A 13,286-nucleotide genomic window follows, 5' to 3' on the forward strand; every position below is an offset into this window, starting at 1 on the left:
CACCCCGGCCCGCCCCGCCCCGGCGGCCCCGTCCGCTCCCACCCAGGGCGCGGTGCGCCGTGGTGAGGACGACGCTCCCACCGAGCAGATCAGGATCGACAAGAAGGATCTCTGATCACTCGCTGATCGCCCAGCGGCCCCCCGGTCTCACGGCCGGGGGGCCGCTGCCGTTCCCGGGGGATTCCTACCGGCCCGGGCGAGTCGCACCGACCACCCCGGTCCCGGCGACGCAAGCGGCTACAGCGCGGCCGCCAATCGTCTGCCGCCCTGCACGACTACCGTGCGGGCCGCTGCCGTTCGGTCGGGCGGGCGGCGGTACTGCGCAGTGCGATCACGACGACCAGCAGTGTCGTGGTTCCGGCGACGGCGACGGCGGTGCCGATCAGAGCCGGCGCGGTGCGGGCGAACAGCACCATGAGCGTCACCTCGACCGCGAGGCCGAGCCAGGTGAGCGCCGCGGGAGTCGTGCGGTCGACGGCGATCGCCGACAGCACCGCGCCCTGTAGCACCGCCAGGATGGCACCGTGCAAGGCGAACAACCACAACAGGCCCTGGACGGGCGCGTAGTCCTGCCCGGCGAACAAGGGGGCCAACGGCGCGGCCAGCGCGGCGCCGAGCACGGCGACGACGCCGAGCACCGACAGCACCGCGAGCGCGTCCCGGATCGCGCGGGCCGAGTGCGCGGGCTGCGCCATCCGCGGATACAGCACCACGCCGACCGCGGCGGGCAGCCAGAAGGCGATCTTCGCGGCGATCGCACCCAGCGCGTAACGTCCCGCCTCGGCCTCGTCGAGCACCATCCGCACGACGATGAGATCGGCCGAGGACATCGCCATCAGCGCGGCCTGCACCTGCGCGGCCCGCAACACCGGCAGCACACCCACCACCGGCGTGGACTCCCGCTTCTCGACGTGCCCCGCCGCCGGACCTTCCTTCGCCCTCGTCTCCACGGCGAGCCGATCGGACGGCGCGGTGTCCGGCCCGAGCATCTCGGACGGCACCCGGGCGGGTCCGGCCGGTGCGTGCGTCTGCGCGCCCGCATCGACGGGCGCGGTTCCCTCCGGCAGCGTTGATGATCGAGCACTTCTCGACGCGGCATCCTCGAACGCGTCCGGTCGCGCGGCACCCGCCCGCGGCGCCGTCGGTTCGACTCCCGGGGCGGACGTGCCGGCCAGCGCGCGGGCCAGTGCGGCGGCCGTGGCCAGGCCGAACGCCGTGCCCCACAGTGCGGGGCCGGCGCCGGCGGACAACGCCAGCAGCGCGAGGGCCGGGACGACTCGCGCGATCCCGGCCGCGCCGAGCACCACGGCCAGCTCCCGGAAGCGGCGCTGCCCCTGCAGGACGCCCTGCTCGCCGGTGAGCAGCACCTGCGCCGGAGCGGCCGCCAGCGCACCCGCGCAGGCGAGCACGCCCACGTCGAGAGCGAGAGTCACCACCGGGATCAGCGCCAGGGCGATCACCGCGACGATCGCCGCACACCGCCACTGCAGTGCGCGCAAGGCCGCGACGGGCGCGCCGCGCACGAATTCCCGCGCCACCACGTTCTGCAGCGCCAGGGCGGGCACCGCGCACAGCAACTGCACCGCGAGCAGGCTGGCGAACTCGCTGTAGCCGTTCACACCGAGCCAGCGCCCGGCCAGCAATTGCAGCAGGTATCCCGCCACATTGGCGGTCATCGCGCCTGCCGTCACCAGAGTCATATCCGCCACGAGCAGGGGGCGGCGCGTGGCGGACATGCGCCAATCGTCGCACCCCGGCGCCCCGGGCCCGGCGGGTGGCCTCGCGAAACCCCTGGCCCGGCCGCTCCACCGCCCCGCACGACGGCGTCGTCGCCCGCGCCCGGCCGCGTTCGATCAGCGGTCGCATCCGGCCCGGTACGGAGGCATCACCGCCTCGCCCACGCCGGACCGGAGGTCGCTGCCCCCGCGGAGCCGGACCGGCCAACAGGCGGAACGACACCGCGGGTCGGCGATACGGCCCAGGCGGGACCCGCGCGAAGCGATGCCGTGGGCCCAGGCACCGGGCGGGCCCGGATGCCGAGTCCGTAGGGTTGCCGCGTGGATCAGGGCACGGGGCGGCGCGAGGGCGGGCAGCGGCTCGTCGCGGCCGGTTACAGCGCGGCACTCACGCTGTTGATCGTCGGTCCCCTGCTCGGACCCGGCTATCTCCTGGTGCGCGATGCCGTGAGCACACCGCGCTCCTATCTCACCGACTCCGCCCTCGGCCTCGGCGATGCCGCTCCGCGCGCGGTCCCGCAGGACGCGCTGCTCGCGACCGTCTCGATGGTCGCCGACGGCGGTCTCGTGGTGAAGGCGATCCTGCTGGCAGCCCTCTGGGCGGCCGGGTACGGCTCGGCCGTCCTGGTCCGCACGCTGCTCGCGCGGACGACGCTCACCGGCGGTGCCGCGGCCGTCCCGCTCGCCGCGCAACTGGTCGCGGTGACGGTCGCGCTGTGGAATCCCTATGTCGCCGAGCGTCTGCTGCAAGGGCATTGGAGCCTGCTCGCCGGCTACGCCGCGCTGCCATGGACCGCCTGGGCTGCTTACCGCATCCGGACAACGAGTGCGACACGCGCGTCGAGCGCCGGCAGGTGGGCCGCCCTCGCCGTCTGCCTGGCGGCGGCAGGCCTGACGCCGACAGGCGCGCTGCTCGCTGGGTTCGTCGCGGTCGTGACGATCGGCCTGCGCCGGATCCCCGCGGCGGTGGTGCTGACGGTGATCGCCTCGGCGCCGTGGCTTGCGGCCAGCGCACTGTCCGGCGCGGGCGCCGATCCCTCTGACCCGGCGGGGGCGAGCGCGTTCGCCGCCCGCGCCGAACCCGGCCTCGGCACCCTCGGCAGTCTCGCCGGACTGGGCGGAATCTGGAATGCCGACGCGGTCCCGGCTTCGCGGACCACCGTGCTCGCCGTCGTCGGCACCCTCGCCCTGCTCGCCGTCGTCGCGACCGGAGTGCGCGCCGTCGCCACCGCGCGCTTCGCGAGCCCCGCGACGGCTGGACCCGGCACGGCCGGATCGATTCCGGGCGAGAACAACGAACCTGCCCGGGGCGAGAAAGCGCCCGGCACAGCCGGATTCATCGGCAGCGCGAACAGCGAGCCTACCCAACGCGAGAAAGCGCCCGGCACAGCCGAATCCGTCACCAGCGAGAACAGCGAGGCGCCCGGGCACCCGGCTGAGCCCCATGAGGGGCCAACGCGCGCGGCCCAGGAGGATTCCGCGCGGATGACCCGGCAGGATCCCGCGCGGGCGGTGCGGCGGGCGCTGCTGTGGACGGCGGTAGGGGCGGTGGTGCTGCCCGCCCTGGCGGCGACCGGGTGGGGTGTGGCGGTCATGGCGTGGCTGATAGCCGATGTGCCCGGGGCCGGTCTGCTGCGCGATACGCAGAAGTACGTCGCGCTCGCCGTGCCGGGATACGCCCTGTGTGCGGCGGCGGGATGTCTCGTACTCACGGCGGCCTGGCAACGACGGGCGGAGGTGGGGCCCGCGCTCGTGGCCACCGCGTTCGTCGCCGTGCTGGTGGTTCCGCTGCTGGATCTGGCGTGGGGAGTGGGCGGCCAGGTGCGGCCGGTGCGGTATCCGGCGGGGTGGGAGCGGATCGCCGCCGAAGTGCGGGATGCGGGCGAGCCGCGGGGTGCGGCCGACGTGGCGGTGCTGCCGGGCGGGATGTTCCGCAAATTCCCCTACAGCGGCTCGGCCCCGGTGCTGGACCCGGCGCCGCGGATGTTGTCCGCCGATGTCCTGCAGACCGGCGAGCTGCGCGTGCGCGGGCGGACTGTCAGCGGTGAGGGGACGCGCGCGGGCGAGGTCGAAGAACTCCTGCTCGGCGGGGGCGCGCCCGCCGAGCTGGCCGAGCGCGGCGTCGGTTGGGTACTGGTGGAACGCACGACCCCCGGTCCGCTCGGGGAATCCGCTCGCACGCTGGCCGGGCTCGAGCAGGTGTATGCCGATGCGGACCTGGCGCTCTACCGGGTGCCGGATCCGGCGGACGGTTCACGACCGGCCGAAACCGTGGCCGCGCAGCACTACTCCGCTACGAGCGCGCAGCGCTGGGCGTCCGGGCTCGCGCACGGCGTGTGGGCGGGCATGCTGCTGGGCGGACTGTTCGCGGCCGCGGGTCTCCGGTGGCTGCGGCAGCCCGGAAACCGACGTCAATCCCCCTGAGCAGGTCCGGCGACGAGCCCCGAGACGCGCTCGCCCCTGGCGACGGCGGCCAGGACTTCGTAGGCGCCGTTGCCGGTCTGCTCCCAGGAGAACTCCCGCGCGCGGGCCCGCGCCTTCTCGCCCATGACGCTGCGGGTCGGCGCGTCGGCGAGCAATTCGCCGACGGCTTCGGTCAGCTGGGCGACGTCGTCGACGAGCATGCCGGTGACACCGTCGACGATGGAATCGGTCAGACCGCGCGAGCTGCGGTAGCCCACGGTCGGCACACCGTGCTGGCCTGCCTCGATCACGGCCAGGCCCCAGCCCTCTTTGCGCGAGGGCATCATGTGCACCCAGGCGGCGGCCAGCAGTTCGTGCTTGCGGGTCTCGTCCACATGACCGTGGAAGGTGACGATGTCCTCGATGCCGAGTTCGTGGGCGGTGCCCCGCAGGTTCTCCTCCCACCAGCCGCCGCCGATCACGTCCAGGCGCAGGCCGGCCATCCGGTCCCGCAGCCGCGCGACCGTGATCAGCGCGTCCTCGATCTGCTTGTGCGGCACCAGGCGGGACAGCACCACCACGCGCGGTTCGGGCGAGCGAGTGCCCGCCGCGCCGGTGGGAGCGCCCGTGGGCACCGGTTCGGCCCCGTTGCGCACCACGGCGATGCGTTCACGCTCGACGCCGAGCACCGCCAGTTCCTCGGCCGAGGGCAGGGAGACGGTGAGGTACTGGTTGTCACGGTGCACCCGCGGCGACAGCCGCGATTCGATCCACCAGCCGATCCGGCCGATGAGCGCACCGGCGACCGGCCACTGTTCGCGATGCCCGTGGTGCACCAGCACGACCGACGGCGCGCCCGCGGCCAGAGTGGCGAAGAACGGGATGCCGTTCTGGGTGTCGACGACCGCGTCGGGACGCAGGCCGCGCAGCGGACCGAGACCGATCCGGCCGAGCAGGATCGCGGCCAGCGCGCGCGGATAGACGGTGTAGCGGCCGCCGCCGCGGCTGATGTCGATGCCGTCGATCCGCTCGCGCTTGGCCGCGCCCGGATACCGGGCGGTGCGCAAGGTGACCTTGACACCCCGGGCGGCGAGCTGAGCGCCCACCTGTTCCAGATAGCGTTCGCTGCCGCCGCCCTGCGGATGCCCGGAGTCGCGCCAGCAGAGCAGGAGGACTTCGCGCACGGTGGAGCTTCTCTCAGGATTCGGGCCCAGTGGGCACACGGACATCGCGCTACACCCTAACCCGATGTGAGCCGGCAATGGCGCAGACCCGAAGAGTGCCCGAGGTCGCAACGCTGTCACGATGCGCATACCGGATCCGTCCGTCGAATTTCTCTGAAACGCTCACATTTCACAGCATGGCTGGATAACCTCCGGACACCCCCGATTTCTGGGGGCGGCCGGTCGGGAAGTGGGCCGGTCCGCATGAATGAGGAGAAGTCAATGAAGAAAACGATGACCAGAACCGGCGGCGGCGCCGATTCCGGTTCGGGTATCGAGATCGACGGTCTGCTGGGAATCCTCCTCGGCCTGCTCGGCACCTCCGCCTCCACCGGTTCGGGCGCCAGCACCGGCGTCGGCTGATCCACCGGGCGGACCCGGTTGCGCGCGGCTGCCGGGTCCGCCACCGGGCGAACGGTGCGGCCGGTGACGCTTGTGCGAAACTCGGCGCCGTGCTGAGAGCCGAGAAATCGCCACCTCTCGCGGTGACACCGCGGTCGTCCCGCGCGCGATTCGCCCAGCGGGCGACCCTGCGACGCGCACTGCGCCTGCTCGGCAGCTTTCGCTACGAACAGAGCGACCCCGCGCACTTCTACGGCGGCATCGCCGCCGACAGCGCCGCCATGCTCGCCGACTTCTATGCCGACCTCGCGGGCGCCGCCCTGACCGGCGCGACCGTGCTCGACGTCGGCGGCGGACCCGGTTATTTCGCCGACGAATTCGCCCGTGCCGGAGCGCGTTACATTCCCGTCGAACCCGATCCCTCGGAAATGCACGCCGCCGGGCTCACCGTGCCCGCCGCGGTCCGCGGGTCCGGGATGGCGCTCCCCTTCCGGGACAACGCCGTCGACATCTGCTTTTCGTCCAATGTCGCCGAGCACGTTTCCGATCCATGGGCCATGGCCGACGAAATGGTGCGGGTGACCCGCCCCGGCGGGCTGATCGTGCTGTCCTACACCCTCTGGTGGGGGCCCTTCGGCGGGCACGAGACGGGGCCCTGGCACTACTTCGGCGGCGAGTACGCCGCCCGGCGGTACCGGCGCAAACACGGCCGGGAGCCCAAGAACCGCTTCGGGACGTCGCTGTTCGCGGTGGGCGCCGCCGACGGGCTGCGCTGGGCCGCCCAGACCTCCGCACAGGTGCACGCGACATTTCCGCGCTACCACCCGCGCTGGGCGTGGTGGCTGGTCCGCGTGCCGTTGGTCAGAGAGTTATTGGTGAGCAATCTGGTCGTCGTGGCGACGAAGCCGCACTGACCCCAGTCTGCGCACCGGCCCGCGCTGCGCGACATCCGGTGGCGCCCAGGGCGATTCCCGCATCGCCAGGCCCACGGTCTCCAGCGTCGTCAAGCCGACCTGGCCGGCCAGCCTGTCCACCGTCGCCACCGCCTCGGCCGCCTGCATGGCGGCCGCGGCCTGTTCGAGGGTCAGGGTGCGACCCGGCAGGAAGGAGACGACCCATCCTCCGGTGCCCACACTCTTCGCCTGATGGTCGGTCCGGTCACTGGTCATCAGCGACCGATCGATCACATGCACCGCCATAACCCGTCCTCCCCAGCTTATGAGTAGCTACAGCATCCACGTCCGGGCAACACTTCGCAATAGTGCGTTCTCGCGAAAATCGAACCGACAGGTCGGAATTCGCGCAGGTCAGGCGGATATGCCGGGGCAGAACTGAAACAGGTTACAGACATTGCGGGGGCAAAACTGTAACGTGTTCTCATGCACTACGACAGCTTGTTCATCGGTGGCCGCTGGACCGCACCGGCCGGCTCCGAACGCCTCCAGGTCATCTCACCGGCCACGGTCGAACCGGTGGGCAGCGTCCCCGTCGTGACCCGCGCCGACGTCGACGCCGCGGTCGCCGCCGCCCGCCACGCCTTCGACCACGGCCCGTGGCCGTCCACCCCGCCCGCCGAACGCGCCGAGGTCCTGACCAGGGCCGCACGCCTCATCGAGCAGAAATCCGGCGAGCTGGTCGCGGCCCTGACCGCCGAGATGGGCGCCACCGGACTGGCCGCGGTGACGCTCAATCAGCTCCCCGCCACCGCCACCCTCGACACGTATGCCGCACTGGCGCAGACCTTCCCGTGGAACGAGACCCGCACCGGCTCGTTCGGCACCACCCGGGTCAGCCGCGAACCGCTCGGCGTGGTCGCCGCGGTCACCGCCTGGAACGTGCCGCTGTTCCTCGCGGTGAACAAACTGGCGCCCGCCTTGCTGGCCGGTTGCACGATCGTGCTCAAGCCCGCCCCCTTGACACCGCTGAGCGCGAATATCGTCGCCGACATCTTCACCGAGGCGGGCGTGCCGGAGGGCGTGATCTCGGTGCTGCCCGCCGACGCCGACGTCGCCGAATACCTGATCGGCCATCCCGGCGTGGACAAGGTGACCTTCACCGGCAGCACTCCGGTGGGCCGCCGGATCGCCGCCATCGCGGGCGAGCAACTCAAGAGCGTGTCGCTCGAACTCGGCGGCAAGTCCGCGGCCGTCCTGCTCGAGGACTTCGACCTCGCCAACATCCCGGTGCTCGCCTTCTCCGGCCTGATGAACAGCGGGCAGGGCTGCGTGGCCCAGACTCGCATCCTGGCGCCGCGCAGCCGCTACGACGAGATCACCGACGCGCTGGTCGAGCACGTGCGCACGCTGAAGACCGGCGATCCGACCGACCCGGCCGTCACCTTCGGCCCGCTGATCTCCGAGCGGCAGCGCGAGCGCGTCGAGGGCTATATCGCCAAGGGCAAGGCCGAGGGCGCGCGACTGGTCCTCGGCGGCGGCAGGCCCGAAGGCGTGGATCGCGGCTGGTTCGTCGAGCCGACCATCTTCGCCGATGTGGACAACAAGTCGACGATCGCCCAGGAGGAGATCTTCGGCCCGGTGCTCTCGGTCATCCCCTACGGCACCGAGGACGAGGCGATCGATATCGCCAACGATTCGGCCTACGGCCTGGCCGGCTCGGTGTGGACGGCCGATATCGAGCGCGGCGCGCGGATCGCCGCGCGGGTGCGCACCGGCACGTACGCGATCAACTGGTACGCCTTCGATCCGACCTCACCCTTCGGCGGGTACAAGAACTCCGGGCTGGGCCGGGAGAACGGTCCCGAGGGACTCGACGCGTTCTGCGAGCAGAAGTCGCTGCTCATGCCCATGGGCTGGACCGGCTAGGCGATCACGGTCCCGTCGGCGCGACGTCGCCGTTCCCGCCCCGGGACGGCGGCGTCGTGCTGTCGCGAGGCGCCGCGGGCCTCAGTCGCGAGCGCGATCGGCGGTAGCCAGCACCCTGATGACCGGTTCGCTTCGGCGGATCCGCGTGGGATCGACATCGGGGTCGACAGGCAGATCATCGACCCGCACCTCGTATCCGGGCGGCAGTACCCGCTGTAGTCGTCCCGCCGCCCGATGGGCAGGTGTACTGGGCGCCGCTCCGGATGACGCCGCGGCTCCGGGAATGTCCTGTTCGACCATGCTCGGACCACCTCTCACATTGCCTCGGATTCTACTGGCCCTCTGCCTTCCGGGTGTTGCCAAGAGTGTGAAGTAAGCATTTTTCATATAACGTGATCGCAAGGCGCACAATGCGATAGAATCACGCTCCGACGAAATCCCCGTAACCACAGCACAATCGGCGGACCAACGGGACGGATCTTCGTAACGGATCGCGATAACTTTACGCGGCAACAAATTCCGGTGGATTTCACCGTCGTGCGGTCGATGTTTCCCGCCGACATTTTCGTCGGAGCGCCATCACACCATCGGCGTCCGCAACCGCCGGCAACCGTCGTCGGTAATACCATCGTATACCGCCGTTAAAACCGGTGAACGGTCACGAAAACGACGCAAGAATTCGCGCACGAATACACGAAGGTCCCGGAGCGAAAAATGCTCCGGGACCTTTCGTCGGTTCGGCGATCGGGCCGGCGGCCAGGCCGGCACCGGGCGGCTGCCGATCAGGCCAGACGCTGCTTCAGCGCCTCGAATTCATCGCGGACGCCGCTGGGCAGCTTGTCGCCGACGAATTCGAACCACTCCTCGATCAGCGGGATCTCCTTGCGCCACTCCTCCGGGTCCACCGCCAGCGCGGCGTCGACGTCGTCGGCCTCGACGTCGAGGCCGTCCAGATCGAGGTGCGCGGCACGCGGCACATTGCCGATCGGGGTCTCCTCGGCGGAGGCGGACCCTTCGATGCGGCCGACGATCCACTCCAGCACACGGGAGTTCTCACCGAAGCCGGGCCACAGGAAGCGGCCGTCCTCGCCACGGCGGAACCAGTTGACGTAGAAGATCTTCGGCAGCTTGTTCGAGTCGGCGTTCTTGCCCAGCTGGATCCAGTGATCCAGGTAGTCGCCCACGTGGTAGCCGAGGAACGGCAGCATGGCCATCGGGTCGCGGCGCACGGTGCCGACCTTGCCCTCGGCGGCGGCGGTCTGCTCGGAGGACAGCGTGGCGCCCATGAACACGCCGTGCTGCCAGTCGAAGGACTCGGTCACCAGCGGGACGGTGGTCTTGCGGCGGCCACCGAACAGGATCGCCGAGATCGGCACACCCTGCGGGTCGTCCCACTCGGGGGCCAGGATCGGGCACTGCGACATCGGGGTGCAGTAGCGGGAATTCGGGTGCGCGGCCAGCGTCTCCGTGTCGCGGAGGTACCAGTCGTTGCCCTTCCAGTCGACGAGGTGGTCCGGCTCGCCCTCCAGGCCTTCCCACCACACGTCGTTGTCGTCGGTGAGCGCGACGTTGGTGTAGACGGTGTTGCCCGCCTCCATCGTCGCCATCGCGTTCGGGTTCGAGCTGTGGTTGGTGCCCGGCGCCACACCGAAGAAGCCGAACTCCGGGTTCACCGCGTAGAGGCGGCCGTCCTTGCCGAAACGCATCCAGGCGATGTCGTCGCCCAGGGTCTCCGCGCGCCAGCCCGGAACCGTCGGCTGGATCATCGCGAGGTTGGTCTTGCCACAGGCGCTCGGGAACGCGGCGGCCACGTAGTAGGCCTTGTCCTCGGGCGAGATCAGCTTGAGGATCAGCATGTGCTCGGCCAGCCAGCCCTCGTCGTGCGCCATCGCCGAGGCGATGCGCAGCGAGTAGCACTTCTTGCCCAGCAGGGCGTTGCCGCCGTAGCCGGAGCCGTAGCTCCAGATCTCCCGGTCCTCGGGGAAGTGGGTGATGTACTTGGTGTCGTTGCACGGCCACGGCACGTCGGCCTGGCCCTCGGCCAGCGGGGCGCCGACCGAATGCAGCGCCTTCACGAACGGGCGGTCGGTGCCCAGCTTGTCCAGGGCGGCCTGCCCCATGCGGGTCATCACGCGCATGGACACCACGACGTACTCGGAGTCGGTGAGCTCGACACCCAGCTTGGGATCCTCGGCATCCAGCGGGCCCATGCAGAACGGCACCACGTAGAGGGTGCGGCCCTTCATGCTGCCGCGGTACAGCTCGGTCATGGTCGCGCGCATCTCGGCCGGATCGACCCAGTTGTTGGTCGGGCCCGCGTCGGCCTCGCTCTTCGAGCAGATGAAGGTGCGCGACTCCACTCGGGCCACGTCCGAAGGATCCGACAGCGCCAGGAACGAATTCGGCTTCTTCTTCTCGTCGAGGCGCTTGAAGGTGCCCGCGGCGACGAGCTGCTCGGTGAGCCGCTCCCATTCGGCATCGGAACCATCCGCCCAGACGACCTGCGCCGGCTGGGTGAGTTCGGCCACTTCCTGTACCCAGGCGAGAAGTTCGCTGTGCTCGGTCGGCGCCTGGCCGTCGGATCCACGAAGACCAGGAATGGTCGCTGAGGTCATGAAAACTCTCCTGAGATGGGCGGCTCACGGCACCCGCTACGACCAATGACCACGCGGCCCCGGCTGGACGGCGTACTGAGGACGCAGCGGACGCCCAGGTTCCTGATTAGAGGTTAACGTGGTGTGACGGCTGGAACGGAGCCGGGTTGTGGAATATGTACCCATTCAGTGACCTATTCAACAGCGACGATGCTCCGCGGACGTCGATTCGAGACTTCGACGCGCACGCCGTGACAGGTATCAGCGCACGGTTGCCAGGTATTGCTCGAGTACCGCGATGTCGCGTTCACATGCCGCCAATTGGCCGGGGCGTTCGGCGGCCGTGCGCCGAATCGCCGCCTCCAATTCCGCGACCCGGCGATCGTTGTCGACGACACGTTCGGCGCAGATGCGCATCACTCGTTCGGTGAGCGCGGTTTCGGTCTCCACCAGCGCTGTCGCCACCCGCTGCTCCAGATGCGCCTTCACCGTCACCAGCGCCTCGGCCACCCACTGCCGCAGATGCGCGCGGTCGGCGACCTGCCTGCGGGCGCGCACCACCCACCAGGCCACCAGACCGCCGAGCGCGAGGGTTACCGGGACGCTCGCCACCTCCAGCGCGGGCACCAACGACAGCGGCGACACCAGCAGCCTGCCCAGACCCGCGCCCGCCGACGCGCCGAGCGCGACCATCAAGTGGTCTTCCACCCCCGCGTGCCTCGGTTCGGGGTCGGGGCCGACGCGCGGCGCGGGTTCGAGCCTGCGTCCCGACGGCTGCCGGGCGCGCGAATCGAGCACCTCGGTGCCCGGGACCAGTACCTCGGTGCCGCGGGCGCGAGGCGGTGCGGAATCGGGTCCACCCGGCGTTGTTCCCACGGGCGCGGATCCCCCGGTGCGGGCGCCCGCGACTCCGGCCGAACCGGTGGCGGCGGGCACGGCTGAACCCGGTGCGGCAGAGCCCGCGGGCCCCGGGGCCCGGGCGGCGTCGGCGGCGATGGCGTCGGCCGTGTCGAGCGCCGCGTCGATGCGCCTGCCGATCTCACCGATCCGGCGGTCGAGGGCGCGATCGACGACCGCGGTCAGGTCGGTCACGGCCTGTTGCAGGCGCAGCGGGTAGTCGGCGAGTTCGGCGCGCGGCGCCCGGTCGACCTCGGCGCGGGCGGCGGCGTGCAGGGTGCGGACCTGGGAGCCGGTCTCGGTGATCAGGTCCACGCGGGCCAGATGCAGCCGGCCGCGCAGGGTGGACACGGCGGCGGCGCGGCCACCGTCTCTGGCGGCCAGCAGCGCGGCCCGCTCGGCACGCCTGCGGGCGGTGTCCGCATCGGCCCGCAGCGCCTCCCGCTGCTCGACGATGCGAGCGCGGGTGTCGGTGAGCACCCGGGTGAGGACGGCCGCACGGGCCTGCTCGTCGGAGCTGGCGCCGCCCGCCGTCGCGTCGATCAGCGCGGCGTGCAGTGCGCTGAGCCCGGAGCGGTCGAGCAGGGCGGTGTCGCCCGAGCGCGCGGCGGCGGCCAGCCGGGCCGAGACCGGCAGGACATCCAGATCCGGGAATCCGTTCGCGGCGAGCACCGCCAGGTCGCGGGCCCGCGCCTGCCGCCAGTCGGCGTGGGCGTGGATGTTGTTCATGGCGAGCACGATGGTTGTTCCGGCCGCTCGCAGCCTGGTGATCAGCCGCATCGCGTCCGCGCCGAGGACGCTGCCCGCGTCGAGCAGGACCAGCGCGGCCGCGGGTGGTGCGGCCGTCGCACCGAGCGTGGTCTCGACAGCGGTGAGATCGGCGAGCGCGTCGGTCAGCGCGATCCGCGGGGTCAGGCGGGCCAGCTCGGTGCGTAGCAAGGTGGTGTTGGCATCGACGGGAGCCACCAGCGCGACCTCGTCCGTCACCGTGCCGCCCGGCGTGCGCAGTGCGCGAAGCAGTGCCATGCCCTGTGGGTTCCAGCGAGCGACGAGCGGTTCCAGGTCTGCGGGGGACGCATCCGCGCTCCCGGTCGCGGCAGCGGACACGCCCGCGCTCCCGGCGGAGTCGGCCGTGGACGCGTCCACGCTCCCAGCCGGTTCGGCAGTGAACGCACCCGCGCTCCCGGTCGGTACTACGGGAGCACCTGCGCGGGCGGGTTCCGCAGTACCGGCACGCTCGTCAGCCGCGCGCGGCGCACCGGCTGCCCG

Annotated in this window: 9 protein-coding genes; 4 read left to right on the forward strand and 5 right to left on the reverse strand. The window is 71.3% G+C overall.

Annotated elements, in window-relative coordinates; all coding sequences use genetic code 11:
- Positions 1-275 precede the first annotated feature (275 nt).
- Complete coding sequence (locus ON26_RS26045) at positions 276-1,736, reverse strand: polysaccharide biosynthesis protein (protein WP_051027596.1); 1,461 nt, start codon at positions 1,734-1,736, stop codon at positions 276-278.
- A gap of 321 nt (positions 1,737-2,057) precedes the next feature.
- Between ON26_RS26045 and ON26_RS26050 the strand changes: the two genes are divergently transcribed.
- Positions 2,058-4,160: an MmpA family trehalose lipid delivery protein gene (locus tag ON26_RS26050; RefSeq protein WP_245546062.1), complete on the forward strand. Its 2,103-nt coding sequence runs from the start codon at positions 2,058-2,060 to the stop codon at positions 4,158-4,160.
- Here ON26_RS26050 and ON26_RS26055 read toward each other — a convergent pair.
- Entirely contained in the window at positions 4,148-5,323 is a 1,176-nt protein-coding gene (locus ON26_RS26055) for a glycosyltransferase family 4 protein (protein WP_040799741.1), read from the reverse strand. The two genes, ON26_RS26050 and ON26_RS26055, sit on opposite strands and share 13 nt — an antisense overlap.
- 261 nt (positions 5,324-5,584) lie before the next feature.
- On the opposite strand from ON26_RS26055, the gene ON26_RS34295 reads away from it, so the two are divergent.
- Entirely contained in the window at positions 5,585-5,725 is a 141-nt protein-coding gene (locus tag ON26_RS34295) for a hypothetical protein (protein WP_157172016.1), read from the forward strand.
- A gap of 89 nt (positions 5,726-5,814) precedes the next feature.
- On the forward strand, positions 5,815-6,618 hold the full coding sequence (locus ON26_RS26060) for a class I SAM-dependent methyltransferase (RefSeq protein WP_083884357.1): 804 nt from the start codon (positions 5,815-5,817) through the stop codon (positions 6,616-6,618).
- Here ON26_RS26060 and ON26_RS26065 read toward each other — a convergent pair.
- On the reverse strand, positions 6,574-6,903 hold the full coding sequence (locus tag ON26_RS26065; RefSeq protein ID WP_245546063.1) for a hypothetical protein: 330 nt from the start codon (positions 6,901-6,903) through the stop codon (positions 6,574-6,576). The genes ON26_RS26060 and ON26_RS26065 overlap by 45 nt on opposite strands.
- A gap of 180 nt (positions 6,904-7,083) precedes the next feature.
- On the opposite strand from ON26_RS26065, the gene ON26_RS26070 reads away from it, so the two are divergent.
- The gene (locus ON26_RS26070; protein ID WP_040799745.1) at positions 7,084-8,526 is read left to right on the forward strand and encodes an aldehyde dehydrogenase; all 1,443 of its coding nucleotides are present in this window, start codon (positions 7,084-7,086) and stop codon (positions 8,524-8,526) included.
- A gap of 782 nt (positions 8,527-9,308) precedes the next feature.
- Here the strand turns inward: ON26_RS26070 and ON26_RS26075 are convergent.
- Together ON26_RS26075 and ON26_RS34775 are read right to left on the reverse strand one after the other, a co-directional pair.
- Positions 9,309-11,141: a phosphoenolpyruvate carboxykinase (GTP) gene (locus tag ON26_RS26075; RefSeq protein ID WP_040799747.1), complete on the reverse strand. Its 1,833-nt coding sequence runs from the start codon at positions 11,139-11,141 to the stop codon at positions 9,309-9,311.
- A 240-nt stretch (positions 11,142-11,381) separates the two neighbouring features.
- Positions 11,382-13,043 (reverse strand): hypothetical protein, encoded by a 1,662-nt coding sequence (locus ON26_RS34775; protein WP_051027600.1) that lies wholly within the window; start codon positions 13,041-13,043, stop codon positions 11,382-11,384.
- Between the last annotated feature and the right edge of the window lie 243 nt (positions 13,044-13,286).

It is taken from the genome of Nocardia higoensis NBRC 100133 (assembly GCF_000308595.1).
Lineage (GTDB): Bacteria > Actinomycetota > Actinomycetes > Mycobacteriales > Mycobacteriaceae > Nocardia > Nocardia higoensis.

What these genes read in the sequence shown, in the direction of transcription:
- ON26_RS26065 (WP_245546063.1), bottom strand. Translation starts at nt 6,903, where the DNA reads ATGGCGGTGCATGTGATCGATCGGTCGCTGATGACCAGTGACCGGACC.
- ON26_RS26045 (WP_051027596.1), bottom strand. Translation starts at nt 1,736, where the DNA reads ATGTCCGCCACGCGCCGCCCCCTGCTCGTGGCGGATATGACTCTGGTG.
- ON26_RS26075 (WP_040799747.1), bottom strand. Translation starts at nt 11,141, where the DNA reads ATGACCTCAGCGACCATTCCTGGTCTTCGTGGATCCGACGGCCAGGCG.
- ON26_RS26070 (WP_040799745.1), top strand. Translation starts at nt 7,084, where the DNA reads ATGCACTACGACAGCTTGTTCATCGGTGGCCGCTGGACCGCACCGGCC.
- ON26_RS34775 (WP_051027600.1), bottom strand. Translation starts at nt 13,043, where the DNA reads ATGGCACTGCTTCGCGCACTGCGCACGCCGGGCGGCACGGTGACGGAC.
- ON26_RS34295 (WP_157172016.1), top strand. Translation starts at nt 5,585, where the DNA reads ATGAAGAAAACGATGACCAGAACCGGCGGCGGCGCCGATTCCGGTTCG.